Annotated in this window: 24 protein-coding genes; 12 read left to right on the forward strand and 12 right to left on the reverse strand. The window is 69.5% G+C overall.

Annotation, left to right across the window (positions count from 1 at the left end; genetic code table 11):
* The first annotated feature begins 56 nt into the window (after positions 1 to 56).
* Positions 57 to 446, forward strand: coding sequence for a hypothetical protein (locus tag NF4_RS13960; protein ID WP_063127767.1), 390 nt, complete (start codon positions 57 to 59; stop codon positions 444 to 446).
* 4 nt (positions 447 to 450) lie between these two features.
* Here the strand turns inward: NF4_RS13960 and NF4_RS13965 are convergent, their stop codons facing one another.
* The gene (locus tag NF4_RS13965; RefSeq protein ID WP_063127768.1) at positions 451 to 936 is read right to left on the reverse strand and encodes a hypothetical protein; all 486 of its coding nucleotides are present in this window, start codon (positions 934 to 936) and stop codon (positions 451 to 453) included.
* Here NF4_RS13965 and NF4_RS13970 point away from each other — a divergent pair.
* The gene (locus NF4_RS13970) at positions 935 to 3022 is read left to right on the forward strand and encodes a TerD family protein (protein WP_232330456.1); all 2088 of its coding nucleotides are present in this window, start codon (positions 935 to 937) and stop codon (positions 3020 to 3022) included. The two genes, NF4_RS13965 and NF4_RS13970, sit on opposite strands and share 2 nt — an antisense overlap.
* Positions 3023 to 3041: 19 nt before the next feature.
* Here NF4_RS13970 and NF4_RS13975 read toward each other — a convergent pair whose 3' ends face one another.
* Both NF4_RS13975 and NF4_RS13980 read right to left on the reverse strand, forming a co-directional pair.
* On the reverse strand, positions 3042 to 4487 hold the full coding sequence (locus tag NF4_RS13975) for a DUF1254 domain-containing protein (protein ID WP_232330457.1): 1446 nt from the start codon (positions 4485 to 4487) through the stop codon (positions 3042 to 3044).
* A gap of 92 nt (positions 4488 to 4579) precedes the next feature.
* Positions 4580 to 4873 (reverse strand): hypothetical protein, encoded by a 294-nt coding sequence (locus NF4_RS13980; protein WP_063127769.1) that lies wholly within the window; start codon positions 4871 to 4873, stop codon positions 4580 to 4582.
* A gap of 220 nt (positions 4874 to 5093) precedes the next feature.
* Here NF4_RS13980 and NF4_RS13985 point away from each other — a divergent pair, with 220 nt between their 5' ends.
* The gene (locus NF4_RS13985; RefSeq protein ID WP_030524066.1) at positions 5094 to 5369 is read left to right on the forward strand and encodes a hypothetical protein; all 276 of its coding nucleotides are present in this window, start codon (positions 5094 to 5096) and stop codon (positions 5367 to 5369) included.
* Positions 5370 to 5412: 43 nt separating this feature from the next.
* Here NF4_RS13985 and NF4_RS13990 read toward each other — a convergent pair whose 3' ends face one another.
* From NF4_RS13990 to abc-f, 3 genes are all read right to left on the reverse strand, one after another.
* Positions 5413 to 6561, reverse strand: coding sequence for a macrolide family glycosyltransferase (locus NF4_RS13990; RefSeq protein ID WP_063127770.1), 1149 nt, complete (start codon positions 6559 to 6561; stop codon positions 5413 to 5415).
* 38 nt (positions 6562 to 6599) lie between these two features.
* Entirely contained in the window at positions 6600 to 7208 is a 609-nt protein-coding gene (locus NF4_RS13995) for a CatB-related O-acetyltransferase (RefSeq protein WP_063127822.1), read from the reverse strand.
* 94 nt (positions 7209 to 7302) lie between these two features.
* Positions 7303 to 8910, reverse strand: a complete 1608-nt coding sequence (gene abc-f, locus NF4_RS14000) for a ribosomal protection-like ABC-F family protein (protein ID WP_198165330.1) — start codon at positions 8908 to 8910, stop codon at positions 7303 to 7305.
* A 154-nt stretch (positions 8911 to 9064) separates the two neighbouring features.
* Between abc-f and NF4_RS14005 the strand changes: the two genes are divergently transcribed.
* On the forward strand, positions 9065 to 9703 hold the full coding sequence (locus NF4_RS14005) for a TetR/AcrR family transcriptional regulator (protein WP_063127823.1): 639 nt from the start codon (positions 9065 to 9067) through the stop codon (positions 9701 to 9703).
* Between the two features lie 215 nt (positions 9704 to 9918).
* Complete coding sequence (locus tag NF4_RS14010; RefSeq protein ID WP_063127772.1) at positions 9919 to 10158, forward strand: DUF6374 family protein; 240 nt, start codon at positions 9919 to 9921, stop codon at positions 10156 to 10158.
* A gap of 43 nt (positions 10159 to 10201) precedes the next feature.
* Here NF4_RS14010 and NF4_RS14015 read toward each other — a convergent pair whose 3' ends face one another.
* Positions 10202 to 11932, reverse strand: coding sequence for a BCCT family transporter (locus tag NF4_RS14015; RefSeq protein WP_063127773.1), 1731 nt, complete (start codon positions 11930 to 11932; stop codon positions 10202 to 10204).
* A gap of 343 nt (positions 11933 to 12275) precedes the next feature.
* Here NF4_RS14015 and NF4_RS14020 point away from each other — a divergent pair, with 343 nt between their 5' ends.
* Positions 12276 to 13289: an NAD-dependent epimerase/dehydratase family protein gene (locus NF4_RS14020; protein ID WP_063127774.1), complete on the forward strand. Its 1014-nt coding sequence runs from the start codon at positions 12276 to 12278 to the stop codon at positions 13287 to 13289.
* Between the two features lie 141 nt (positions 13290 to 13430).
* Positions 13431 to 13898, forward strand: a complete 468-nt coding sequence (locus NF4_RS14025) for a MarR family winged helix-turn-helix transcriptional regulator (protein WP_063127775.1) — start codon at positions 13431 to 13433, stop codon at positions 13896 to 13898.
* 23 nt (positions 13899 to 13921) lie between these two features.
* On the opposite strand, the gene NF4_RS14030 is transcribed toward NF4_RS14025, so the two are convergent.
* The gene (locus NF4_RS14030) at positions 13922 to 14716 is read right to left on the reverse strand and encodes an acyl-CoA thioesterase domain-containing protein (RefSeq protein WP_063814577.1); all 795 of its coding nucleotides are present in this window, start codon (positions 14714 to 14716) and stop codon (positions 13922 to 13924) included.
* Positions 14717 to 14799: 83 nt separating this feature from the next.
* Positions 14800 to 15519 carry a TetR/AcrR family transcriptional regulator gene (locus NF4_RS14035; protein ID WP_439956755.1) on the reverse strand — a complete coding sequence of 240 codons (720 nt, stop codon included), beginning with the start codon at positions 15517 to 15519 and terminating at the stop codon, positions 14800 to 14802.
* A gap of 131 nt (positions 15520 to 15650) precedes the next feature.
* Here NF4_RS14035 and NF4_RS14040 point away from each other — a divergent pair, with 131 nt between their 5' ends.
* Genes NF4_RS14040 through NF4_RS14055 form a run of 4 tightly spaced genes read left to right on the forward strand, consistent with a single transcriptional unit; the run spans position 15651 to position 20550 of the window.
* Entirely contained in the window at positions 15651 to 17147 is a 1497-nt protein-coding gene (locus NF4_RS14040) for a high affinity choline transporter 1 (protein WP_063127777.1), read from the forward strand.
* A 21-nt stretch (positions 17148 to 17168) separates the two neighbouring features.
* Positions 17169 to 17921 (forward strand): DUF1989 domain-containing protein, encoded by a 753-nt coding sequence (locus tag NF4_RS14045; RefSeq protein WP_063127778.1) that lies wholly within the window; start codon positions 17169 to 17171, stop codon positions 17919 to 17921.
* Complete coding sequence (locus tag NF4_RS39270; protein ID WP_063127826.1) at positions 17918 to 18541, forward strand: urea amidolyase associated protein UAAP2; 624 nt, start codon at positions 17918 to 17920, stop codon at positions 18539 to 18541. Before NF4_RS14045 ends, NF4_RS39270 begins: the two co-directional genes overlap by 4 nt.
* Positions 18542 to 18549: 8 nt before the next feature.
* Positions 18550 to 20550 (forward strand): 5-oxoprolinase/urea amidolyase family protein, encoded by a 2001-nt coding sequence (locus NF4_RS14055; protein WP_063127825.1) that lies wholly within the window; start codon positions 18550 to 18552, stop codon positions 20548 to 20550.
* A 56-nt stretch (positions 20551 to 20606) separates the two neighbouring features.
* Here the strand turns inward: NF4_RS14055 and NF4_RS14060 are convergent, their stop codons facing one another.
* Genes NF4_RS14060 through NF4_RS14070 form a run of 3 tightly spaced genes read right to left on the reverse strand, consistent with a single transcriptional unit; the run spans position 20607 to position 23281 of the window.
* The gene (locus tag NF4_RS14060; protein ID WP_063127779.1) at positions 20607 to 21263 is read right to left on the reverse strand and encodes an isochorismatase family protein; all 657 of its coding nucleotides are present in this window, start codon (positions 21261 to 21263) and stop codon (positions 20607 to 20609) included.
* A gap of 53 nt (positions 21264 to 21316) precedes the next feature.
* Positions 21317 to 22465: an isochorismate synthase gene (locus NF4_RS14065; RefSeq protein WP_063127780.1), complete on the reverse strand. Its 1149-nt coding sequence runs from the start codon at positions 22463 to 22465 to the stop codon at positions 21317 to 21319.
* Between the two features lie 9 nt (positions 22466 to 22474).
* A complete protein-coding gene (locus NF4_RS14070) occupies positions 22475 to 23281 on the reverse strand; it encodes an SDR family oxidoreductase (protein WP_063127781.1) in 807 nt (268 codons plus the stop codon).
* An 86-nt stretch (positions 23282 to 23367) separates the two neighbouring features.
* Here NF4_RS14070 and NF4_RS14075 point away from each other — a divergent pair, with 86 nt between their 5' ends.
* Positions 23368 to 25020, forward strand: a complete 1653-nt coding sequence (locus tag NF4_RS14075; RefSeq protein ID WP_063127782.1) for a (2,3-dihydroxybenzoyl)adenylate synthase — start codon at positions 23368 to 23370, stop codon at positions 25018 to 25020.
* Positions 25021 to 25033 lie beyond the last annotated feature (13 nt).

Here is a 25033-nt window from a genome sequence, read left to right on the forward strand (position 1 = left end):
TTGCGGGCCATCGGAAACGAGCGACCCGATCCGGCGAACAGCGCGACAATGGAGCGATGGCACAGCTCTGGGTGAGAACACATGGTGGGGACTGGCTTCGGGCCGACCAGATCATCGAGATCGGCACGGAATCGGTACGTGAACGCGGCCAACACGACGGTCCGGGCGCCGTCGAGGTCGTGGCCCGGCTGGCGGTGGCGACCGGCAGCGGGCAATGGGACTACGACCGGGGCAGCGGCACCGTCGGACCGAGTGTCCGCGTCCTGGGACGGTACCCCAGCGGGGAGGCCGCCGAACGGATCGCCGACCAACTGGTACTGATCCTGCTCAGTGCGAACAAGAACGCGCAGATCACCTTCGACGACGCCGAAGTGCAGGTACGGCCCGTCCACGATCGCACCACCCACGACACCCCCTACAACGGCCGGGCGCTCGACTCGGCCTGAGCGCTCATGATCGGCGCCGGGACCGTTTCTTCGGTTCGGGTTCCGGTTCCGGAGGTTCGGCCGCAGTGAATCCGGCCATCCGGCCGAGCCGGCCGACACCGGGCAACCGGGCCAGCGCGCCGAACAGATCCTCCCCCAGTGCGATCATCGCCTCCAGCCGCGGCAGCAGCCGGTCGTAGGCGGCGAACGCGGGGTCGGCGAGGGCCAGGGTGCGGTCGAGCCGGTCGATCGTGGCATTGAGCCGGTCGATGGCATTGGACAGGTTCTCCAGCACATCGGGCAGTTGCGCGGCCAGCTGCGCCGACGCCGGGGGCAGCCGTACCGCGGCGTCGAAGGCCTGGCCGGCGGTCAGCTGAGCGGCCTCCAGGGCCTGTCCGGCCGCGGACTGCGCGGCGTCCACCGCGGACTGCGCGGCGGCGAGCACATCGGCGGGTGTGGGAACCCGCCGGGCGCCCGGCCTCTTGTCCCCCGGCTGCCCCGGATCGGTCATGCGACAACTCTGCCGCATCGATCACGAAAACCGCTACGACCTGCACACCTGCGGGCGTGTCGGCGGCACATGGCATAGTTCGACGACGATGGAACTGAGCAAGGGCGCCAATACGCCGATACCGACATCGCTTCTGGCCGTGGTGATTTCCTGGCGGTCGGACCATACGGTGGACGCGCACGCCCTGCTGCTGGGCAGCGACGGGTCGGTGCGCGGCGACCGGGATCTGGTCTTCTACAACGCGCCCCGCCACATCTCCCAGGCCGTCACCCTCGACCAGGACCCCGATCCGGGTACGGCGCGGCTCAGCGTTTCGCTGCCGCGTACCGAGTCCGAGGTGGACCGCATCGTGGTGTCGGGCTCCCTCGAGGAGGCGACCTTCAGCGATCTCGGTGAGGTCACCCTCACGGTCTTCGCGGTCGACGGCCCGGTCGCGGTGTTCACCGTCGACGATTCGGAATCGGTCTCGGCCATGATGTTCGGCGAGTTCTACCGCCGGGAGGGTGGCTGGCGGTTCCGGGCCGTCGGACAGGGCTGGGCCGCCGGGATGGCGGGCCTGATCACCGAGTTCGGCATCCAGGTCGACGAAGGTCCCGCGGCACGACAGGCCACCCCGCCGGCGCGTCGCGGCGAGAGCCCGGCCCGGACGGCGGCCGAGGACGCCACGGAGCTACTGCGACCCGCCGCCTCCCCGGCCGGGGACCGGAGTACCGCGGTCCTCGACCGGCCCGCCGACTCCGGGCACCGCCGCACCGGTGTCGCGGCCGACGACCCGGCCGGTGAGCGGGTGGCCTCCCCCCGTGGCCCGGGCCGGACCAACGCCGCCGCGAACGGTGCCCGCACCGCATCCCCTGGAACGCATCCGGGCAACGCCCACTACCGCCTCGACGAGAACCCGCCCGCCGCGGCTCCCGCCGCGCCCTGGGACCGTTTCGCCGAGCCGCAGCCCACCCGGCAGCTCCCCGGCACGGTCACCCTGCGCCGGCTCACCACCACCGAACCGGTACGCCTGCCCCCGCCTCCCGACCCCGACCGCGCCGACTGGTACCGCGACCCCGAGGATCCGGCGCGCCTGCGCTGGTGGGACGGGGAACGCTGGACCGCCGACCGGCGTCCGGCCGCACGACCGCACGCCCACGACTGCGACCGCTGCGGCGCGCGCCGGCGGCGCCGCGTCTTCGGCGGTCATCACCCGTGCTCATCCTGCGCGGCGGAGACCGAGGAATTCCTCATCCACTGGCACACCCGGGTGGCCCGGTTGCTCGCCTCGTCCGGGCCGCGCGGCGCGGAATGGGAGGCACTGTGGGCCTCCCTGCGCTACCAGCGCATCGACGCGGCCGCGGCCCGCGCCGCGCTGCAACCCGCGGCGCTGCAGTACGTGGAGCGGCGGGTCGCCTTCGCGTTCGCCGACGGGCAGATCACCGCCGAGGAATTCGACGAGGTCGAATACGCCGTCACCGAGCTCGGCCTGAGCGGCCCCCTGATCGATGAGCTGCGCTCGCGGATGGCACGCGGACGCGCGCTCTCGCGGTTGCGGGAGGGCGATCTGCCCGCGATCGCCACACCCGGCCTGCATCTGGACGCCGAGGAACTGGTCTACCTCGATATCGACGCGACCCATATCCGGGAGCTGGCCCGCGGCCCCAAGCACACCGACGGCCGATTGATCGTGAGCACCAAGAAGCTGCGTTTCGTGGGCGCGGGAGCGGGCGTCGAGCTGCCGTGGTCGCGGATCGTCTCGGTGGCCGCCGAATACGACACCGTGGTGGTCGCGGCGACATCGGCGCGCGGTGGCGCAACCTTCGCCGTCGCCGACCCGGAATACCTCGCGGCCGCGCTGGAGGGCGCGCTGCGCATTGCGAAACGACTGGTCCTTGCCCCGGGCCAACGGGATTCACGCAGTATCCCGCAGGAAGTGAAAGCGGAGGTGTGGCAGCGCGACGGTGGCCGCTGCGTGGAATGCGGGGACAGCCACTATCTGGAATTCGACCACGTGATCCCGCTCAGCCGCGGCGGCGCCACCAGCGCGGCCAACCTGCAGATCCTGTGCCGCGGCTGTAATCGCACCAAAGGGGCCAATATCTGATCGCGGCGGGGCCGGAGGCCTAGGACACCAGCGGCGGCGGCGACCAGCTGCCGTCCAGCACCCGGCGTTCCGGCTCGTACAACCGCATGATCAGCGAGAACTGACCCTGCTCGGGAATCGGCAGCCAGTTGGACCGCGGAACCTCGGGGCCGGGGTCGGCGGCCTGCACCGCGAACTCCAGCGCACCGTCGGGTGCGAACCGCGGTGCCACCGGATGCCCGATGGTGTGCAGGTCCGCCGGGTTCTGCACCAGGTAGGCGTCGGCCCCGTAGGCGGTGATCGACCAGAGCGCTTTCACCGGGGGCGCTTGTCCGGGTTCGAATCGCAGGGTGAACTCCCGCGGATCACCGTTCTCGTCGGCCTCGTCGAACAGCGCGGGATAGAGCATGGCCTCGGCGATATTCGCGCCGACCCCCCTTCTGGCGGTCGTGGCGCGCAGCAGATAGTTGGTGCCGTACCGGCCGACGTTCAGCGCCACCAGCCACCCGTCGCGCATCCGGGAGGCCGGATCGACATAGGCCGCGATCTTCTTCTTCGCCGCGTCGACGCCCGCGTCGAGTTCGCCGGTGCTCACGCCTTCCGGGGACCCGCCCGGGCGGATGCCGATGGTCGCGAACCGCCGCATCGCCGGTTCGTCCTCCGGTGCCGGCGGATTGTCCACCATCAACTCGCACAAGCGGTCGAAGTATTCGCGCGACGACATCGCGGCGACCGAATCGCGGCCCACCGGTTCCGACCAGTCCTGGTTACCCGGTATCGACTCGGATTCGGTGGCCGCCCGCGTGTTCCACGCGCTCAGTGGCGCCAGCCGGAGCTGGGCCTGTAGAGCGCGAACGGCGGGAACGTCCGCGCTACCGCGCACCTCGATCCGCCCGTAGAGCCAGGCATCCGCGGTCGGCACCGGGAGGTGCACGACGCCGGCCGGGAGTTTTCCGGCCCAGCCCGGTCCCGTGACCGCGTAGGTATAGGGCGGCACCGCGCCGGGCTCGGCCTCCGGTCGCACACTACTCGGCGTGGACACCGTATTGGACCAGGCGTCGAGGACCTGCATCACCCAGTACCGATCCCGGATCTCCGGTACCTCGAACAGCACCGGTTCCTTGCGCAGATCCAGCCAGCCCACCGAATACAGGGTGTCCAGGTCGATCCGGACCACCGTGCGCTGGCTTGCGGGAGGCAGGGCGGATGTGTGCTGAAACCGATTCGTGGATGCGTAGTCCAATGCCCGCCGGCGAAACGTATCGATCAGGATCATCGGGTAGCCGAAGATATAGGCGTCGGCCGCCACCTCCCGCCGGGCGGCCGGGGTGCCCGATGGCGGAACCTCGGTACCGGAGTCCTCACCCCCGCAGGCTGCCAGACCGGTGACGGTAACGAGACCCAGCATCGACCGCCGGGTCATGCGGAACCGGTCAGCCACCGGCTGCGTCATGTCTCCGGCTGCCGCGGCGGGCACTTCGCGCATTCGCACTCTCCCTGCTCATCGCTGTCGACGGACTGCGAGCAGGATACGCGGAGATTGCTGGAACGTAGCGGATACGGGCGGCGCGGCCGCTCTCAGATGGCGAGAACCGTATTCATGATGGTGCCCGCACTGGTGGCGACGATACCGCCGATCATGGCACCGGCCACCATCTTCGGCGATTCCATTCCGCTACCGGACCACTTCTCCCAGGCGAACTTGGCGCCCGCGAAGATGATGCTGACCGTGCCCGACAGAATAGCCAGCCAGGTGCCGTACCCGACGAACCGATCGATCTTGTCCGCCAGCGGCGGCGGTTCCGGGGTGGGGTCGCTGACCTGTGCGTAGACCGATACTGCGTCCACAACCGACGCCGCGATACTGCTCACCGTCTGCTCCCTCGCCGATACCGTCCGGGGCGCACGGCCCCGCCTCCATCATCCAGACCGATACGGGTACCGCGCAAGTTCTTGCCGCGCAGCGACTTTCACGCTATAACCGCTGGTGACCCGAACACCTGCCCGGACCTGGGATTACTGCACACCACCCGGCGAGCGGTTACGATGCGTTAGCGTTCCCGCCCACCCCGAAACCAGAGTGAGCTGCGAGATGATACTGGCCGCCGTGACCGATACGCTTGCGCAAATCGGTAACCCCACACCCGAAGCACCCCCCATCTCGGACAAATTCCTGCAATTGGTCCGGTATCTCACCTGGTTCGTGCTGCTCGCCGGGATCTGCGCGATCATCTACGCCGGCGGCAAGTTCGCCTGGGAGAAATGGTCCGGCGGCGGTCTGGAGTCCCCGAAGATGGTGGCCGGAGCCATGATCGGTGGTGTCATCGCGACCAGCGCGGGCACGATCATGAACGCCGTGATCGGCTGACGCACCCCAACGCGCTCGGTTTCCGGGTCGCCTCGGCCGGAGATCAGGGCAGCAGGGCCTCGATCAGATCGGCGGCCCGCCTCGTGCCGCCTTCGTTCCGCGCCTCGGCACGCAGTCGCGCCGACCGGTCGGCCACCCCGGCGTCACCGACGAGGTCGATCAGCGCCGCACGCAGGTTCTGGGGAGTGGCGTCGTCGGTGTCGATGCGACGGGCCACACCCAGTTCCACCAGGCGGTCGGCATTGAGGAACTGTTCGGCGGCCTGCGGTACGGCGATCATCGGGACACCGGCCAGCAGGCCTTCGCCGCAACCACCCATACCGGCATGGGTGAGGAACGCGTCCGCCCGGTCCAGGATCGCCCGCTGCGGGACCCAGGAGTGCACTTCGACATTGGCCGGGATATCACCGAGTTCTCCCGGGTCGGTGTGCTTTCCGATCTGCAGCACGATATGCCAGCCGGGCAGGTCGCCGAAGGCGCGCAGGCAGCGGCGGTAGAACTCGGGGCGGTGGGTGTAGGCCGAACCCAGCGAGATCAGCAGGACCTTGTCCGCCGTGGCCGGGCGCACCCAGCCGCCGTCGGACCCGTCCGGGTCGAAACAGGGCCCGACGAAGGTCACCGTGTCGGTGTTCACCCGGTCGGCCTGCGGTTGCATCGCCCGGGGTATCAGGGCCAGGGCCCGATCGGGCAGACCGGAGAAGGCGTCCACATCGGTGGTCACCGCACCGCACTCGGCGAGCCACCGGGCGAATCGCGCCCGGTAGGCGTCGGCACCCGGCAGTTGCCGCAGGTGTGCCGCGACCTCCTGCTCGTACCCGTCCCAGCCCACGAATGTCGGGGACAACTGCAGGACGGGACGGCCCTGCGTTTCGGCGAGCGCGCGTGCGGCGTACGCGCCGATGTCGTACATGTACAGGTCGGCCGGATCGTCCCGGTAGGCCGCCGACAACTGCGGAAGGGCCGCGACGGCGTCATCGAGGAAAAGGTTCATCGCGGCGATCGGGTCGTCGGGCCAGTTGTCGTCGGCGACCGGCAGCCGGGACGTGCACGGGACGAACTCGGCGCCGGTGGCGGTGATCGGATCGGCCACCACCGGATCGTTGGCGTAGGTGACACGATGGCCCCGGGCCACCAGTTCACCGATGATCGCGAGGCTCGGCAGAACGTGACTGATGATCGGAATACCGGCCATCGCGATATGGGCAGGGCGAGAAGGCACAGTGGTTCTACTCATTTCAGTTCGGTGGCAGCGGCTTCGAGGTCGGCGATACTGCCCGCCATGATCGCGCGCACATGCCGGGTGATGTGTTCGACGGGCCAGTCCCACCAGGCCACCGCCAGCAGCCGGGCGATATCGGGCTCCGCGTAGCGAGTACGGATGAGGCGGGCCGGATTACCGCCGACGATGCCGTAGTCGGGAACGTCGCCGGTGACCACGGCGCCGGTGCCGATGATCGCGCCGTGGCCGATGCGCGCACCGGGCAGGACCGTCACGCCGTTACCGATCCAGACGTCGTTACCGACGACGGTATCGCCCCGGTTCGGGAGATCGCTCAGCAGATCGATGTGGTGCGCCCACCCACCGCCCATGGTCGGAAACGGGAACGTCGACGGACCGTCCATGCGATGGTTGGCGCCATTCATGATGAACCGCACGCCGGTGGCCAGCGCGCAGAACTTCCCGATGATCAGTTTCTCCGGCCCGTAGTGGTAGAGCACATTGCGGGTTTCGAACGCGGTCGGGTCGTCGGGGTCGTCGTAGTAGGAGAACTCCCCGGCCTCGATCAGCGGTGAGCTGATCAGCGGTTTCAGCAGGACCACACGCGGCTGCCCGGGCATGGGACGCAGCACGGTGGGGTCGGCGGGAAGTGTGACGGGGTCGGCAGGCAAGCGGAACTCCTTCGATACGTGGGTGTGCCGGTTTCGGCGAGCGTCAGACGGATACCGTCGCCCGCAACGCGAGCCGGTCCCCGTGCCAACGCGCGCGCAGCCGGCGGTCGTGGCTGACGATCACCAGCGCGCCCGGGTAATCGGCCAGCGCGGTGTCCATGTCCTCCACCAGCCCGGGTGACAGGTGATTGGTGGGCTCGTCGAGCAGCAGCACGTCGAACGGTTGCACGACCAGCCGTGCCAGGGCGAGCCGCTGCCGCTGCCCAGTGGACAGCTCCGCGACCCGGGTCGTGAGCTGCGCGCGGTCGAACAGGCCAAGAGCCAGGAGTCGTTCGGCGTGCCCTTCGGTGTCACCGGTGCGGCCGCGGGCGAAGGCGGCCAGTAGCGTCTCCCCCGGCTCGGCGGGCGGCGGTTCCTGCGCGAGATAGCCGACCCGGCCGCAGCGGACGACGGTGCCGTCGTCCGGTGCGAGGACCCCGGCCAGCACCCGCAGCAGCGTGGACTTGCCCGCGCCGTTCGGGCCGGTGATCAGCAGGCGGTCCCCGGCGGCGAGAGTGAGGCTCGTCGGGTCCAGCCGGCCGGCGACCGTGACCGCGGTGGCGTCGAGCACGGTGCCGTGCGTGCCGCCGGACCGCAGCGCGGGGGTGAAGCGTAGCGGCTGCGGGGGCGGCGGCACCGGGTCGGCGAGCAGGCGGCGCAATCGTTCCTCGGCATTGCGGACCCGCCCGGCCAGCGACTGCTGCACCCGGCCGCCCGCCCGGTCGTAGGCCATCTTGTTGTTGTCCTTCATCGCCCGGCCCGGGGCGACCCGGCGGGCCGTGGTGGCGGCGGTTTCCCGCAGCCGCTCGATATCGGCCTGCCATTGTTCGTGGGCCTGGACCCATCGCTGCCGCGCCGCCGCCTTTTCGGCGCGGAAGCCCGCGTAGCCGTTGCCGTACCGGACCACGCGCCGCCGGTCCGCGTCGACCTCCAGCAGAGAGGTCGCGACCCGCTCGAGGAAGACCCGGTCGTGGGAAACCGTCACCGTGGTGCCCCGACGGGTACGCAGGTGGTCCTCCAGCCAGGTCAGGGCGTCGTCGTCGAGGTGGTTGGTGGGCTCGTCGAGCAGCAGTACCTCCGACCCGGCCGCCAGTACCGCCGCCAGGCGCAGCCGGACCTGTTCGCCGCCGGAGAGCCCGCCGACCCGGCGGTCGCGGGCGACCAGGCCCAGGCCGAGACCGTGCAGGGCACGCTCCACCCGGGCATCGGCGTCGTACCCGCCGCGCAGTTCGAACACGGTCGTCAGTTCGCCGTATTCGGCGAATCCGGACTCGTCCCCGGCCGCCATGGCGGCCTCCAGGGCACGCATCCGGCCTTCGATCGCGCGCAGCTCGCTCAGGGCCCGGTCGATGACCTGCTGGACGGTCGTCTCCGGTGGCAGCTGCTCGTCCTGGGCAAGATAACCGACACCGCCGTCGGCCTGGACGACGATCTCGCCGGCGTCGGGCCGCTCCCGCCCGGCGAACAGGCGCAGCAGGGTGGACTTACCGGATCCGTTCTCGCCGATGATGCCGGTGCGCTCGCCCGCGGCGAGCGCACACGTCACCTCATCGAGAACGCGTCGGCCGTGGAAGGACTTGGTGGCCGCGAGCGCGGTGATCTGCGTGGGCATGGACACTCTCCGAAGCATTCGAGTACGACGCGGCCCCGGGGGACCACAGGACGGGGTGAACGCTTCGAATGAGCATCGGCGACCTCACTAGTGCGACGAATGTTGCATTAGCATGGTGCCACAGCCCGCCCCCCAGAGCAACCGGATGATCGATATGACTTCTGCACCCCCCACGGACGAAGCCCCGCGCCCGGCACCGCGACCGGGCGGCCGCACCGCTCGTATCCGCGCCCAGGTCCTGGAAGCCGTGCACGCGGAACTGACCGAGCACGGCTACGACGCACTCACCGTGGACGCCGTCGCCGCGCGCGCGGGCGTCCACCGCACCACCGTCTACCGCCGCTGGCGCGACGTCGGCGGCCTGATCACCGACGTCTTCGCCGCGGCCGCCGATATCGATTGGCACCCCCGCGACACCGGCTCCCTACAGGGGGATCTGGCCGCGCTCAACCAGGAGATCCAGGACTCGCTCACCGAGGATCCGTCGATCGCGGCAGCCCTGATCGCGGTCTCGTTCCGTTCCGAGGAGGCCGCCCGCGCCCTGCGGCAGTTGTGGGAGAACCGATACGCCCAGTCCGAGATCGTTGTCGAACGAGCAGTGCGCCGTGGCGAATTGACTCCCGGTGTCGACGCACGGGCCGTACTGATCGCGGCCACCGCGCCGGTCTACCACCAGTTGACCCTGCTGCGCACCCCACCCGACCCGCACCTTCCCGACCGTGCGGCGACAGCCGCGGCACTGGCCGCGCGCGGCGGCGCGTTCACCGGCCCGCGGGCGGCGAGCCACGACTGAGGCGCTCACGCCTAAGACAGTGCGCCAGAGCTATCGCTCTGAAATGAGGGCGAGGAGACCGACTCATGCACCCTTGCCGTACACCGCGGAGCGAACATCCACCACCGCCGCTCCACGACCGATTCTTCGCCGCCGCAACCCGCCTTGGACCAGGTGCCAGGCAGGGCGATTGACATCTATCGAAAATATGTTCGAATTCGGGTACGGTAACCCGCATGCCCGAACTCGCCCCCATACCGTTCGCCCGGCTCAACCTCGAACAGGTACGGGAACGACTCCTCGCCGCGGCGGCCTTCGGCGAGTCCCTCTCCCCCGATCAGCTCGAGGCACTGGCCGGCAAGCTCAGCACCGGCCTGAGCATCTACATCGAGGCGACCCAGAACAGCGCACCCCGCACCCACCGTCCGGCGGTGCCCGGTCGGGCCTGCCTGGATTTCCGCGGACACCCACGCTGAACCCGGTCCGCGCCGCGGCACGGACCGGGCCGGCGCGATCGGGTCACCGGCCGTCCTCCACCACCGGCTCCCCGTCCACGACCTCGATGGGCGAGGTGACGAGTTCGAACTCGCCCTCGTGCTTGGCCACGCCCTGGAGCACCGCGCCCTCCACCAGTTCGACGCCCAGATTCGCCCGGACGATGAGCGGATCGGTGCGGACATCGCGGTAGAGCGAGACGCACATCAGCACCATCACCACCATGAACGGCAGCGATACCACGGTGGTGAGTGCCTGCAAACCGGTCAACGCGCCACCGAGATCGCTCGAATCGGCGATCACCAGCATGATCGCGGCGACCGCGCCGGTGGCGGTGCCCCAGAAGATCACGGTGAGCCGGGACGGTTCGATACTGCCCCGCTCCGACAGCGTGCCCATGACGATCGAGGCGGCGTCCGCGCCGGAGACGAAGAAGATACCCACCAGGATCATCACCAGCACGGTGGTGATCGAGGTCAGCGGATACTCCCCGAGCAGGTGGAAGAGCGCGAAATCGGGGTTCACGCTGCCGTCGGCCTCGGTGAGGTCGTGGGTATCGGTCTGCTGGCGGATGGCCGCACCGCCGAAGATCGCGAACCAGACCAGACTCACCATGCTCGGCACCAGCAGGACACCCGCCACGAACTGCCGGATGGTGCGGCCCCGGCTGATCCGCGCGATGAACATCCCGACGAAGGGGGTCCAGGAGATCCACCACGCCCAGTAGAAGATGGTCCAGTTCGACAGCCACGCCTCCATTTCCTCGCCGCCGGCTATTCCGGTACGCGAGGCCATGGTCGGTAGCTCGGCGACGTAGTCGCCGACCGCGGTGGGCAGGAAATTCAGTACGAACAGGGTGGGTCCGGCGATGAAGACGAAAGCCGCCAGGATCACCGCGAGCACCATGTTGATATTCGACAGCCACTGGATACCGCGGGCGACGCCGGAGACCGCGGACAGGACGAACGCGACGGTGAGCCCGGTGATCACCGCCACCAGCCCGACCTTGCCGACAGCGTCGACCCAGCCGTTGAACTCGAACCCGGCCCCGATCTGCAACGCGCCCAGGCCGAGCGAGGCCGCCGAACCGAACAGGGTGGCGAAGATGGCCATCACATCGATCGCCTTACCGCCCGGACCCTCGGCGCGCCGGCCGAGCAGGGGCCGGAACACCGACGAGAACAGCTGCGACCGGCCACGCCGGAACGTGCCATAGGCAATGGCCAGACCGGCGACGGCGTAGATGGCCCACGGGTGCAGCGTCCAGTGGAACAGCGTGGTCGCCAGCGCGACCTCGGCGGCCTGCGGACTGCCCGCCTCGGCGGTACCCGGCGGCGGGGAGGTGAAATGCGTCAGCGGCTCGGCGACACCCCAGAACATGAGGCCGATCCCCATACCGGCGCTGAACATCATGGCAATCCAGGAGACCGTCCGGAACTCCGGCTGTTCGTCGTCGGCGCCGAGCGGGATCTTGCCGTACCGGCTCAGCGCCAGCCAGATCACGTAGACCACGAAGGAGGTGGCCACCAGGACGAAGAGCCAGCCGGTATTGGTGATCACCCAGGACTGGGCGTTCGACGCGAAGGTGGCCAGACTGCCCTGGTCGAAGATCCCCCAGAGTACGAAGGCCACAGCCCCGACCGAGGTGATGCCGAAGACCAGCCGGTCGAGGCCACGGCCCACCGGTCTGTGCCTGTTCGGGCCCGGCACGCCGCCGTTGCGCGTCGCGGATTTCCCCCCGGTGTCGATCGCCATGGACGAGTCCTTTCAGATCGCACGTGCGTCCGGCACCGAGGTCGCGGGACCACGCGGACCAGCCGTTACCCGGCCCTTCCGCGCACCGCGACCACGCCGCCGAACCGGATGTTCCGGAAAAAACCGTACTCGCCCCCGACTCGCACGCCGCGTCGCACACGTGAACAGCGGGCGGCGCGCCCTTGCCGGAGGCCGCCGGATACGGCGCGGAAAGTCCCGGATCGGCGGTTCGGACAGTTGCCCGAACGCCAGTACGGACGTTCGACCGGTTTCCTGTACAGAAATTGCCCGGCCCTGCGACACTCGTACCCGGACCGACCAACCGATCAGGAGGCGCACCGGTATGGCCGACCCGGCGAAACTGGTGGTGGGAGCCTCGGGATTCCTCGGCTCGCACCTGACCCGCCAACTGGCGGCGACAGGAGCGCCCGTCCGCGTCCTGGTACGCCGTACCAGCGATCTCCGAGCCATCGCGGACCTACCGGTGGAGATCCACTACGGTGACCTGTTCGACGATCACGCGCTGCGTACGGCCATGCGCGACTGCGACGAGATCTATCACTGCGCGGTGGATACCCGGGCATGGCTACGCGATCCCGAACCTCTCTTCCGGACCAATATCGCCGGCCTGCGCCACGTACTCGACGCCGCCTGCGCCACCGCACCGCGGCGGTTCGTCTTCACCAGTTCCGCCGCCACCATCGGACGCCGGCCGGGCGGCATCGCCGACGAGACCGTCGCGTTCGACTGGCCCCGCCTCGGCGGTCCGTACGTGCGCTCCCGGGTCGAGGCGGAAAATCTGGTACTGCGCTACGCGACCGAACGCGGACTGCCCACGGTGGCGATGTGCGTCGCGAACACCTACGGCCCCGGCGACTGGCAACCGACACCGCACGGCTCCTTCGTGGCCGCCGCCGCGCTCGGCAGACTCCCGTTCCGCTTCGCCGGCACCGGATCGGAATCGGTGGGGGTCGAGGACGCGGCCCGGGCCTTGATCCTGGCGGGCGCAGCCGGACAGCCAGGCGAACGCTATATCGTCTCCGACCGTTTCCTCACCAATACCGACCTGCTCACCGCCGCTGCCCACGCGGCCGGCCGGGAACCGCCTCGGGTGGCCGTCCCACTGCCCCTGCTGTACCCCGCCGCCGGTATCGCCTCGGCTGTGGCCCGGGTACGCGGCCGGGACAGCCGGTTCACGGTGACCTCGGTGAATCTGATGCACGTCATGTCCCGGCTCGACCACGGCAAGGCCGAGCGGGAACTCGGGTGGAAACCCGAACCGGTGCTGGACGCGGTGGCCCGGGCGGCGCGGTTCTTCCTCGCACGCCGATCGCGGCGGGCCGCGGCCGGCGACTGACGGCGGCCGGTGCGCCCTACACAGCAATTGCACCCTACATACAATGTGTAGGATGCAATATACTCCTGGCCGCGTGGTATAACGACTGGCGGGACGCCCGCCGCGCCGCCACGGCATCCGAGTACGAGCAGGACACCCGCCATGGACAAACCCACGCATCTGATCGAATTCGAGACCATGCTCCTGGGCCGGCACAGCCTCAATGCCCATCTGCGCCGCCCGAACCACCTCGAGCGCAGTGCCTATCTGGTGCTGCGCCGGTTGCGGATCGAGGGACCCATGTCCATCGGCGAACTCAGCGAGGCCTTCGGCCTGGACAACTCGACCGTGCACCGGCAGACCGCGGCCATGCTGAAAGCCGGCCTGGTGGAGCGCATTCCCGATCCCGAGGGTGGCCTGGCACGCAAGTTCCGGATCAGCGACGAGGGCGAACGCCGGGTCCTGGCCGACCGCGACTACAACATCAACGCCCTCGACCGGCTCCTGCGCGGCTGGAGCCGCGAGGACGTACAGACCTTCGCCGCCTACCTGGAACGATTCAACACCGACCTCGAGGCCCGGGAGGCGCGCCCCTGGCCGCGGTCCTCCCGCACCGAGCCGCGGTCCTAGGCGCGGCGGTCCGCCACACCGAATCAGTAGCGCCGCATATCGACCTGGCGGCGCACATTGGACAACGCGGTCACCACGGCAGTCCCCAGCGGGCCGCTCCGGTCGTAGAGAGTGGTGGTGCCGACCGCGACACCCGCATAGGCGACCTGATCCTGCGCCAGCACCCCGATACCCGGGCCGGACGGCACCCGGGCAAGCGTCAGTGTGACGTCGGAGTTGATATAGCCGATACCTTCGGTGCCCCAATTGCACATGAGGCTCGCGGCGTCCCCGGCCATCCCCGCCCGCTGTAGCGGCGTCACCGGCTCCCCCGCGACCACCGGCAGCATGTTCTGCCAGATCGCCTTGCGCTCGGCGTTCTGTGTGGCCGCGAAATCGCGGGTCCAGGCGCCGTCACCACTCTTGAACAGCGGGTGCGCCCCCGCCTCCGAGGTGTCGGGGATCTCGGGCACCGGGAAATCGTGCGGCGGCTGCCACAGGTCGCCACCGGGCACCTCGCCGGTGCGCAGGTACACCACGGTCGCCCGCGACCGCACCTCCCCGCGCTGCACCAGTTCGGCGTCCGCGACGCAGATACGTTTACCTTCCCGGACCACCACGCTGCGCAGCGTGGCCGGCTCGTCGACGACCGGGCGGAACAGGTCCACGGTCACCCGGGCGGGGACGAACTCCGCACCCGGGGATCGCGTTTCCAGCTCGCGCGCCAGCAGCCCGCAGATCGCCGGCCCGCCCACCTGGGTCGGGCTCCAGCTGGACATGGCTATGCGGGTGGGCAGGTACTGCTCACCCTCTCTGGTGAAGAACGCGAACACGCCCATCGGCTCCTCTCACGCGGACCCCTGTCCCAGAATTACAACACGTTCTAGTTTTGGGTCGCGTGAAGGGCCCGGCCCTGGACGATTCACACCGGCAGCTCCTGAGCGAGGACTTCGGCCGCCTCCCGGACCTCGGCCGGATCGCCGTCCCAGCCGAGCACCCGCAGCACCGCGGCGGCGATCGCCTGCCGCACCTCCTCGGCCACCCCGCCGGCGTCCGAGCGAATATTGATCACCGTCTCCACCAGCCGGAACGGGAGGGTCTGCGCTTCGGGCACCCCGTCCGCGCCGAGCCCGGCCACCACCCACGCGGCCAGCCGTTCGTAGCTCGTGCGCAGCGTGTCGCGGCGTGACCGGAACCGGGCGAACCGATCTCCGCGCAACTCCGGCAGGAAGTACAGCGCACCGATGTTCCAGCGCGCGTCGCACAGCTGGCCGATATCGAATCGGGCCAGGGCGTACAGCCGGACCGCGGCCGGCTCCGATCGCCGCTCCAGGCGCATCGCGAGTTCGGCCGCCCCCGCGATGGTTTCACCGAGCAGTGCGTCGAGGATGTCGTCCTTGGCCGCGAAGTGGTGGTACAGCGAAGCCTGGCGGATACCGACCGCCTCGGCGATGGCCCGGGTCGAGGTACTTCCGTACCCGTGGGTGGTGAACAGTTCGGCGGCGGCGTCGAGGATTTCGGCGCGCGGAGTCCGCCCCTGGCGACGGCGCGGCGCGAGACGCGGGCGGCCCGGACCGAGTTGGGTCATGGCTCCATTGTCGCCGACCAGCGGATCGGCGCCGCGGGGGGAGATTTCTGTCATTCGATAGAAATATCGGCAACGCAGACGTTACGCACCGCCGCGATACGGATACATCGCCGTCACCACCATGTCGCGGGATACGAGGAACCTTTCAACCGATAGATATTCGTGTCGGATGAAGGGCCCCGGCCATGATCATTCTCGGAATCGCGATCAGTGTGCTCGCGGTAATCGGCATCGGCCTGCTGGTCGCCCGCAAGGTCGACGGTGACAGCGTCAACTTCCTGGTCGCCGGCCGATCACTGGGCCTACCGCTGGTCGCGGCGGGCCTGATGGGCCAGGCGGTCGACTCCAACGCCACCCTCGGCAACACCGATCTGGCCGGCTCGGTCGGCTTCTGGGCCGGGGCGTCGCTACCGCTGGGCCTGGGTCTGTGCCTGCTGCTCACCGGGCTCTTCTTCGCCAAGCCGATGAACCGGATGGGCCTGCTGACCCTGCCGGACTTCTACCGGATCAAATACGGCCGCGGGGTGGAATTCAGCGCCTCGATCCTGATGATCTTCAGCTTCTGCATCCTGCTGGCGGGCAACCTCGTCGCCGGCGGCTTCCTGTTCGAACGCTTCCTCGGGATCCCCTACACCGCCGGTGTCCTGCTCATCGTGGCGATCGTGCTGACCTACACCGTCACCGGCGGCATGTTCAGCGACGCCTACACCGCCCTCGCCCAGATGGTGATCACCGTGATCGGGTCGCTGGCCCTGCTCATCTGGGTGGCTTCGACCTACGGAATCGATATCCCCGAGGGCATGGGGCCGTTCGACCTCGGGCAGCTCGGCAACAGTTCCGAAGGTGCCGTAGTGAACTGGGCGACGCTGATCGCCCTCGGTATCGGCGATATCGTCGCCATCGATTTCATGCAGCGCATCTTCTCCGCCCGCTCCCCCGAGATCGCCCGCCGGGCCTGCTTCGTGGGCGCGGCCGGAACCGCCGTGGTCGGTATCCCCTACGCGCTGGTCGCTCTGGCCACCACCGATCTCGTCGGTGCGGGATCGGGTCCGCGGCTGCTGACCCTGCTGGACGAACACGCCCCGGCGGGTCTGGCGATCCTGGTGCTGTCGGCGATCGTCGCGGCATCGTGCTCCACCGCCAACGGCGCCATCCTGGGCACCGCCTCGGTAGCGACCCGGAATATCGCCGGTCGCACCGACCGGACCGACGCCGCCGGACGCGACACCCTGCTGCGGGATGTGCGGCTCACCATGATCCCGGTGGTCGCGGTGGCGATCTTCTTCGCGGTCGAGGTACCGCAGACCGGCATCCTGCTCACCCTGGCGTTCGACCTGATGCTGGCCGCACTGATCGTCCCGTTCGTCGCGGCCCACCTCACCTCGCGGATCACCACCGCCGCCGCGGTCGCGGCCATGGTGGCCGGGCTCGGTGTCCGGCTGGTCCTGTTCGTGCTCACGCCCACCATGTACGGGGTACCGAACACCGTTCTCCATATCGACAATTCACTGATCGGCCCGGGGTTCGACGGCTGGCCCACCTTCTTCGGCTTCCTCGCCTCACTGCTGGCCTTCCTCGGCACCCTCGCCGTGCAGCGGTTGCGCGAACCCGCCGAAAAAGCCGCGATCCCGGCAGATATCGCGCCACTGCCCGCACCGGAACCCGTTGTCCAGCACGGCTGACCCGACGAGCAAGGAAAGATCATGACACCCACCACCGCTTCGACGACCGGTGCCCGCGCACACGCCCGCGCCCAGGCATCGACAATCGCGGCCACCCCCGCACTGCCCGACGGGGTCCCGATCGACGCCACCACCTGGACCGTCCGGCTACCACCCGGCGGCTACACGAGCGCCGTGCTCGGACGCGGCACCCGGCTACGACTCGCCGACCCGCACGGCGCGGCCTGCGCACAGCTTTTCCTGCTGCGCGCGGACGCACCATGGGAACGTCTCAATGTCGCCGACACCGTGAAAGTGCCCTGGCAGGCCTACCTCGGTGCCGGGCACCCACTGCTGTCCGATCAGGGCCGGTTGCTGGCCACCGTGGTCGCCGACACCTCGGGCCACCACGACGCGCTCTGCGGGCCCACTCCCGCAGGCCGGCTGCTCCTGGAACGCGCGGCCGCGAAACACGGGCTGTCCCCGCGCGATATCGGTCCCACCCTCTCGTTCTTCCGCGGTGTGCGGGTCGACGGCAACGGCACCCTCACCGCCACCGGCTCGGCCGGTGCGGGCACCTACATCGACCTGATCGTCCAGCTGCCGGTGATCGTCCTGGTGGCCGCCACCCCGCACCCACTGGACGACGCCCCGCTCACCGACCTGGATCTGGTCGCCTGGCCGGGCGACCGCGCCGCCGCGGCCGCCGCGAACAGCGACCCGGAATACCTACGCGCCGTCCAGAACACCGAACAGGCCTGGTCGGCCGCCCGCACCCGACAGGAGTGGATATGAACACCGCGATTCCGGCCGCGACCGTCGTGCTCGACGAAGTGGTCCCGGCCTGCGCACCGTGGTCGGCGGTGGTGCGGGCGGGGCACCGTCTCGACATCATCGATCTGCACGGCAACCAGGCCGTCGACTGCCTGCTCTACGCCGCGGCCGACCACACCGACCGCTACAGCGCCCAGGCCACGGTCACCGCGCAGCGCAATATCTTCCTCACCACCGGCAGTGTGCTGCGCACCGACCGGGGCACGGCGCTCATGACCGTGATCGCCGACGAGGTCGGCAACCACGACACGATCGCCGGAGCCTGTTCCCAGGAGTCCAATACGCTGCGGTACGGCCATCACACCCGTCACCAGCACGCCTGCGTGGAGAATTTCCTGGCCGAGGCGGCGAAATGGGGTATGGGCAAACGGGATCTGGTGTCCAACATCAACTGGTTCATGAACGTTCCGGTGGAGGCGGACGGCACGCTCGGTATCGTCGACGGCCGGTCCGCACCGGGCAAGACGGTATCACTGCGCGCCGAGACCGACACCCTGGTCCTGGTGTCCAACTGTCCTCAGATCAACAACCCCTGCAACGGCTTCGATCCCACCCCCGTACGCATGGTGGTGACCCGGTGACCGCCCCGGTGACGCTCGCCCCGCCACCCGCCGCGGCGACCACCACCCGCCAGGCGGTGGTCGAACGCCCCGGTCTGCTCACCACGGTGCAGGACTGGCCGGGCCGGACCGGCTACTGGCATGTCGGCGTACCGCCGTCGGGTCCCATGGACGATCTGTCGTTCCGGCTCGGCAACCGCGCACTGGGCAATCCCGAGGGCGCGGCCGGACTCGAATGCACCATGGCCGGTCCGGCATTGCGGTTCGCCGAGCCGGCCTGGGTGTGCGTGACCGGCGCTCCTGTCACGGTGACGGTGGACGGGCGTGCGGTGCCGCTGTGGCGGCCGGTATTCGTACCCGCCGGGCAGGTTCTCGATATCGGCGCGATTCGCGGCCCGGGCATGCGTTGCTATGTGCTGGTTTCCGGCGGACTGGCACTCCCCGAGTACCTCGGCAGCAGCGCCACGTTCACCCTCGGGCGCTTCGGCGGCGTGGGCGGGCGCGCACTGGCCGCCGCGGATGTTCTCCCGATCGGCCCTGCGCCGGGCCCGCCGACCGGCGCGGTGCCCGGCGGTGAGCAACCCGTACTGACCCACGACTGGGAACTCGCCGTCACCGAGGGACCGCACGGAGCGCCCGAATTCTTCACCCGCGCGGATATCGATACGCTGCTCGCCACCGTCTACGAGGTGCATTTCAACTCCGATCGCACGGGGGTCCGGCTCATCGGCCCCAAACCTCGCTGGGCCCGCCCGGACGGTGGCGAGGCCGGACTACATCCGTCGAATATCCACGACACCGCCTACAGCGTGGGCGCGCTGGATTTCACCGGCGACACCCCCATCCTGCTCGGCCCCGACGGGCCGAGCCTCGGTGGCTTCGTCTGTCCGGTGACGGTGACCGCCGCCGACCTGTGGAAGCTCGGTCAGTTGTGCCCCGGTGACCGGGTGCGTTTCGTGCCGGTGCGCGCGGAGCGGGCCGCGTCACCGGCCGAACTGGGCCCCGCGCGCCGGGCGGGCTGGCCGATCGTGCTGTCCACCGGCGGCGACGGCGACGACGGAATCCTCCGGCACGGGGAAACCGCGGACGGCACCCCGGTCATCTACCGCCGCGCGGGCGATGACGGCATCCTCGTCGAATACGGCGCCATGACCCTGGATCTCGAACTGCGCGCCCGCGTCCACGCACTGCACGAGCACCTGCGCGAGCGCGGTGAACAGGGCATCACCGAACTCACCCCGGGCGTCCGCTCGCTCCAGGTCCGGGTCGAGCCGCGCAGGCTGCGTATCGGTGCGGCCCTGGATCTACTGGCCGAGGCGGAGGCCGGGCTTCCGGCCGCCGAGGACCTGGTCGTCCCCAGCCGCACCGTGGATCTGCCGTTGTCCTGGGACGACCCCGCGACCCGGGAGGCGATAACCCGCTATATGCACGGTGTCCGCGCCGACGCACCGTGGTGCCCGTGGAATATCGAGTTCATCCGGCGGATGAACGGACTCGATACCGTCGGCGATGTCTTCGATACCGTGTTCGCCGCCGAGTACCTGGTACTCGGGTTGGGGGACGTCTATCTCGGTGCGCCGCTGGCCACCCCGATCGACCCCCGGCACCGGCTGATCACCACCAAATACAACCCGGCCCGGACCTGGACCCCGGAGAACGCGGTCGGTATCGGCGGCGCCTACCTGTGCATCTACGGAATGGAGGGCCCGGGCGGATATCAGTTCGTCGGCCGCACCACGCAGGTCTGGAGCCGGCGCACCGATATCGAAACCCCCTGGCTGCTGCGCTTCTTCGACCGGATCCGCTGGTATCCGGTGAGCGCGGCGGAACTACTCGACCTCCGGGCCGATATCGCGGCCGGTCGCGGCGAATTGCGCACCGGCCCGGGTGAATTCCGTCTGGCGGAGCACCGGCGGTTCCTCGCCCGGGACGCGGAGTCCATCGAATCGTTCCGTATCCGGCAGTCGGCGGCTTTCGCGGCCGAACGCGAATCCTGGCGCCGCTCCGGGGAACTGCGCCGGACACACTGAACGCCAGGCCGCCGCCCGGCCACCCCGGCCTGCGGCGCCGGGCGCGCCGGCTCGGTTCAGGCCCCCGAAGCCACCACCGAGGGCTGCAACTGGCTCAGCATCTCGTCGGTACCGAGCACCATGCCGCAGCGGCGGGCGGTGTACTTGGAGGCGATCAGATGTTCTTCACTACTGAAATCGGCCACCGCGTCATGGGCCAGGAACGCGTGGATATCGTTCATGAACGCCTCGGCCGCACTGAGCATGCAGCCCATATGGGCGTAGACGCCGGTGACCACGAGCTGGTCCCGGTTACGGTAGCCGAGCAGTTGACGCAGATCCGTGCGCTGGAACGCCGAATAGCGCCATTTGGTGACCTGGATGTCCTGCTCGTGCGGCGTCAGTTCGGCGGTGACCTCGGTATCCGGGCCGTCCGACATACCGGTGCCCCAGAAATCGGCGAGCAGGCCGCGGCGGTCGGGATGCTGATCGCCCGGCTGCATACTGTAGATCACCGGTATGCCCAGCTCATGGCACCGATCGCGGAGCCGGACGATATTGTCGATCATCGTCCGGGCGGGATCGCGATCGAGCTGGTAGGCAGTGAGGAAGTAGTTCTGCATGTCGTGGATCAGCAGGGCGGCCCGATCGGGATCGAGTTTCCAGGCCACTCTGTTGGTGATCTCGTCGTCCAACGGCGGCATCGCATAGGGTGCGATCGGCTGCATGGCCATGTCCAGAACTCCTCATTTCTTGTGGCCCGGGCGCGGTGGGGAAGGGTGGTAGGTCAGGGCACCGCCGCCGGGCGGCCGGTCACGCCCAGCGGCCCGAGGACCCGCTGTAACTTCCCGGTGGTCTCGGCCAGTTCGTCCTCGGGATCGGATTCCGCGACGATGCCGCCACCGGCGTAGGCCACCAGGGTCCGGTTGTCGGCGGCGAGTTCGGCGCAGCGGATGCTGACCATCCATTCCCCGTTGCCCTCGGCGTCGCACCAGCCGACCGCGCCGGCGTAGAAACCGCGTTCGCCTTCGAGTTCGGCGATCAGCCGGGCGGCCGCCGCGGTGGGGGTACCGCAGACCGCCGGGGTCGGATGCAGTGCGGCGGCCAGTTCCAGTGCCGACGGTCCGGCTACCGGGACGGTCGCGCCGATGGTGGTGCCGAGATGCCACATGGCCGGTGTCTCGGTCAGATCGGGGCGGGCGGGCGTGCGCACATCGGTGCACCGGTCACGCAACACTCCGGCCACATGGTCTACCACGAAGCCGTGCTCGTGCTGATCCTTCGCCGAACCGAGCAATGTCTCGGCGGCGATCCGATCGGCCAGCGCGTTCTCCGGCACCCGCCGGGCCGAACCCGCGAGCGGATGGCTGGTGACCTCGGTGCCGATACGCCGCACCAGGATCTCCGGGCTGGAACCCACCAGGTGGCGGCCGGTGAACAGACCACCGGCCGCGGACAGGTCCACCAGGTAGCCGTTACCGGCGGGATCGGTGGAGACCAGGAGATCCAGCAGGTCGGCCGCGCGCACCGTCCGATCGGCCCGGGCCCGCAGCGCCCGGGCGAGGACGACCTTGCGCAGCGGCTGGGCGGGATCGGCCAGCAGCCGCACCGCGGCGCCCACCCGGCGCAGATGCTCCTCCGGCTCCGGAAGGTGTTCGGTGACCGCGATATCGGGTGCGGTGACCGGCCGGGCGCCCCGGGGGCCGTCGGTCACCGAAATGGTGTCGGGAGCCCACAGCGCGGCCGGCGCACCGGGGGTGAACGGCAGCGCGCCGACGATATGGGTGACCCGGCGCGCACGCAATTGCGCGACGGCCTCGGCGGGGCTGTGGAAGACACGCCCGCCGGCAGACGCGGTCACGGTGCGCTGCGGCCGGGACAGGACAAAGGCGGGATCCGCTGAATACGCGGGGTTCTCGGCGTTGATGGTGATCATCCTCTCGTGTCACATATCCAGCGTTGCGCCGCCGTCGACCCGCAGGTCGTGCATGGTGATGTGGCGCGCGGCATCGGAAACCAGGAAGCGGACGGCGGCGGCGATATCGGCGGGATCGGCGATCCGCCGCAACGGGATGCCCAGCCGGTAGTTCTCGGGGTCGCCGTCGAGGAGGCCGGCCCGTCCGGCCTCGCCGAGTCCGTTCTCGTCGGAGTCCGCGTACATTCCGCGCAGCATCGGGGTATCGGTGGAACCCGGGGAGACCAGGTTGACCCGCACCCCGTGCGGTGCCACCTGAAGCGCGAGCGAGCGGGTGAACGCCGTCGCCGCGGCCTTCGCGGCGCCGTAGGCGGCGAGGTTCACCCGGGGGACGGTGGCGGAGTTGGAGGAGACGACCACGATGGATCCGGTTCCGGCCGCGACCATTTCGCGGGCGGCGCGCTGGGCCACGTACACGGCGCCGCCCGCATTGACGGCCACACAGCGCTGCCATTCCTCCGGGGATGTGTCCAGGGCGGAGCCGCCGATCATCGCGCCGGCGGCATGAACGACCACCCGGGGTGTGCCGCGTTCGGCGAGCTCTTTGTCGAATGCTTCGGCGACCGCTGCCGCGTCACTGATATCCACTTCGGTGGATGTCACGCCGGTGTCCTCGTGGCGGCGCCCGAGCCGGGCCGCGACCTCGTGCACCCGGGAGTCCCGGTCCCACAGGGCGATATTCGCGGAATCGCCGGCGAGTTCGGCGGCGATCGCCGCACCGATCCCGCCTGCGGCTCCGGTGACGATGACCCCTTCGCCCCATTGCTTCGTGGACATTAGGTTAGCCTAACCTGAAATTACACCGTAAGCCTAGCGTTCCGGTGTGACGTGTAACAAGATCGCTGATCGGAAAGAGGTGCTCCATGTCATCGCCCGCCCTCCCCGGTTTCACACCGTGGCCGCCGGACCAGATCGATCATTATAGAGCTGAAAATCTCTGGAAGGGCGAGACATTCGGATCTCTGCTGACCGCTCGTGCTACCGCGAGACCCGAGGCGATCGCGGTCGTGGACGCGGCGAACCGCTGGACCTACGCCGAACTGGACCACCGGTCCCGGTCGCTGGCCACCGGATTCGCCCGGCTGGGCATCCGGCCGCGCGACCGCGTCCTCGTCCAGCTGCCCAACCGCGCCGAATTCGTGGAAGTGATCTTCGCGCTGTTTCATCTCGGCGCTCTGCCGGTCTTCTGTCTGCCCGCGCACCGGGAGGCCGAACTGATCCCCATCGCCACGGCGAGCGGGGCCGTCGCGATGGTCACCTGCGACCGGCATCAGCGATTCGACCATGCCGCACTGGCCGATACGATCCGGCGCGAGGTCGAGACGCTGCGGCACGTACTGCTGGTCACCGACGACCCCGCGCACGAATTCGCCGAGGATGCCGCGGACCTCGCCGACTACCGGGACGAGCCCGGCGAACTCACCGGGCCGGACGCCGGCGATGTCGCGTTCCTGCAATTGTCCGGCGGCAGCACCGGAATCCCGAAGCTCATCCCCCGCACCCACGACGACTACCTGTACAGCGTGCGGCGCAGTGCCGAGATCACCGAACTGGGTCCCGATACCGTTTACCTGGCGACGCTGCCGATCGCGCACAATTTCCCGATGAGTTCCCCGGGCATCCTCGGTGCGCTCTACGCCGGCGGCTCGGTGGCCATGACACCCGACCCGACCCCGTCGACGGCGTTCGCGGCGATCGAGCGATTCGGTGTCACCATCACCGGCCTGGTACCGCCGCTGGCGCGGCTCTGGGTCGAACGGGCCGAGAAGGGCGGCGAACTCCCCGATCTGTCCAGCCTGAAGGTGGTCCAGGTGGGCGGCGCCCGCTGCCCGGACGAACTGGCCCGCCGGATCGGCCCCGCGCTGGGTGTCACCCTGCAGCAGGTGTTCGGTATGGCGGAGGGCCTGGTCTGCTACACGCGGCTCGACGATCCGATCGACGTGGTGGTCGGCACCCAGGGCCGGCCGATGTCGGAGTACGACCGGATCAAGGTCGTCGACGACGCGGACGTGGACGTGGCGCCGGGCGCCGACGGAAATCTGCTGACCCAGGGTCCGTACACGATCCGCGGCTACTACGACAACCCCGAGGCCGATGCCCGCTGCTTCACCGCGGACGGCTGGTACCGCACCGGCGATATCGTCTCGCTGCGGCCGGACGGGAACCTGGTCGTGAAGGGCCGGGCGGGCGACTGGGTCAACCGCGGCGGCGAGAAGGTGTCGGCCGAAGAGCTCGAGGCCCATCTGCTGGAACATCCCGGAATCCGGGACGCGGTGATCGTCGGTACTCCCGACCCCGTACTCGGACAACGCATCTGCGCTTTCGTGCAGCCCCTCGATCCGGATACACCGCCCACCCTGACCACGGTGCGCACCTTCGTCCGGGAACGCGGTATCGCGGCCTGGAAGATGCCGGACGCGGTGGTCACCGTCGCCGAATTCCCCGAGACGGGAGTGGGCAAGACCAGCCGCCGCGATCTGCGCCGGCTGCTCGCCGAGGGGCACAGCACCGCGTGACCCCCGGTGCCGC

It is taken from the genome of Nocardia fusca NBRC 14340, from assembly GCF_001618425.1.
Taxonomy (GTDB): Bacteria; Actinomycetota; Actinomycetes; order Mycobacteriales; family Mycobacteriaceae; genus Nocardia; species Nocardia fusca.

Bases quoted from the DNA above. Each gene is read 5' to 3' on its own strand.
- NF4_RS14060 (WP_063127779.1), bottom strand. From the start codon at position 21,263: ATGGCCATGCAGCCGATCGCACCCTATGCGATGCCGCCGTTGGACGAC.
- NF4_RS14015 (WP_063127773.1), bottom strand. From the start codon at position 11,932: ATGGCGATCGACACCGGGGGGAAATCCGCGACGCGCAACGGCGGCGTG.
- NF4_RS13975 (WP_232330457.1), bottom strand. From the start codon at position 4,487: ATGCGCGAAGTGCCCGCCGCGGCAGCCGGAGACATGACGCAGCCGGTG.
- abc-f (WP_198165330.1), bottom strand. From the start codon at position 8,910: ATGCCCACGCAGATCACCGCGCTCGCGGCCACCAAGTCCTTCCACGGC.
- NF4_RS39270 (WP_063127826.1), top strand. From the start codon at position 17,918: ATGAACACCGCGATTCCGGCCGCGACCGTCGTGCTCGACGAAGTGGTC.
- NF4_RS14005 (WP_063127823.1), top strand. From the start codon at position 9,065: ATGACTTCTGCACCCCCCACGGACGAAGCCCCGCGCCCGGCACCGCGA.
- NF4_RS14030 (WP_063814577.1), bottom strand. From the start codon at position 14,716: ATGGGCGTGTTCGCGTTCTTCACCAGAGAGGGTGAGCAGTACCTGCCC.
- NF4_RS14035 (WP_439956755.1), bottom strand. From the start codon at position 15,519: ATGACAGAAATCTCCCCCCGCGGCGCCGATCCGCTGGTCGGCGACAAT.
- NF4_RS13985 (WP_030524066.1), top strand. From the start codon at position 5,094: ATGATACTGGCCGCCGTGACCGATACGCTTGCGCAAATCGGTAACCCC.
- NF4_RS14045 (WP_063127778.1), top strand. From the start codon at position 17,169: ATGACACCCACCACCGCTTCGACGACCGGTGCCCGCGCACACGCCCGC.
- NF4_RS14010 (WP_063127772.1), top strand. From the start codon at position 9,919: ATGCCCGAACTCGCCCCCATACCGTTCGCCCGGCTCAACCTCGAACAG.
- NF4_RS14075 (WP_063127782.1), top strand. From the start codon at position 23,368: ATGTCATCGCCCGCCCTCCCCGGTTTCACACCGTGGCCGCCGGACCAG.
- NF4_RS13960 (WP_063127767.1), top strand. From the start codon at position 57: ATGGCACAGCTCTGGGTGAGAACACATGGTGGGGACTGGCTTCGGGCC.
- NF4_RS14040 (WP_063127777.1), top strand. From the start codon at position 15,651: ATGATCATTCTCGGAATCGCGATCAGTGTGCTCGCGGTAATCGGCATC.
- NF4_RS13970 (WP_232330456.1), top strand. From the start codon at position 935: ATGCGACAACTCTGCCGCATCGATCACGAAAACCGCTACGACCTGCAC.
- NF4_RS13995 (WP_063127822.1), bottom strand. From the start codon at position 7,208: ATGCCCGGGCAGCCGCGTGTGGTCCTGCTGAAACCGCTGATCAGCTCA.
- NF4_RS14065 (WP_063127780.1), bottom strand. From the start codon at position 22,465: ATGATCACCATCAACGCCGAGAACCCCGCGTATTCAGCGGATCCCGCC.
- NF4_RS13990 (WP_063127770.1), bottom strand. From the start codon at position 6,561: ATGGCCGGTATTCCGATCATCAGTCACGTTCTGCCGAGCCTCGCGATC.
- NF4_RS14020 (WP_063127774.1), top strand. From the start codon at position 12,276: ATGGCCGACCCGGCGAAACTGGTGGTGGGAGCCTCGGGATTCCTCGGC.
- NF4_RS14070 (WP_063127781.1), bottom strand. From the start codon at position 23,281: ATGTCCACGAAGCAATGGGGCGAAGGGGTCATCGTCACCGGAGCCGCA.
- NF4_RS14025 (WP_063127775.1), top strand. From the start codon at position 13,431: ATGGACAAACCCACGCATCTGATCGAATTCGAGACCATGCTCCTGGGC.
- NF4_RS13965 (WP_063127768.1), bottom strand. From the start codon at position 936: ATGACCGATCCGGGGCAGCCGGGGGACAAGAGGCCGGGCGCCCGGCGG.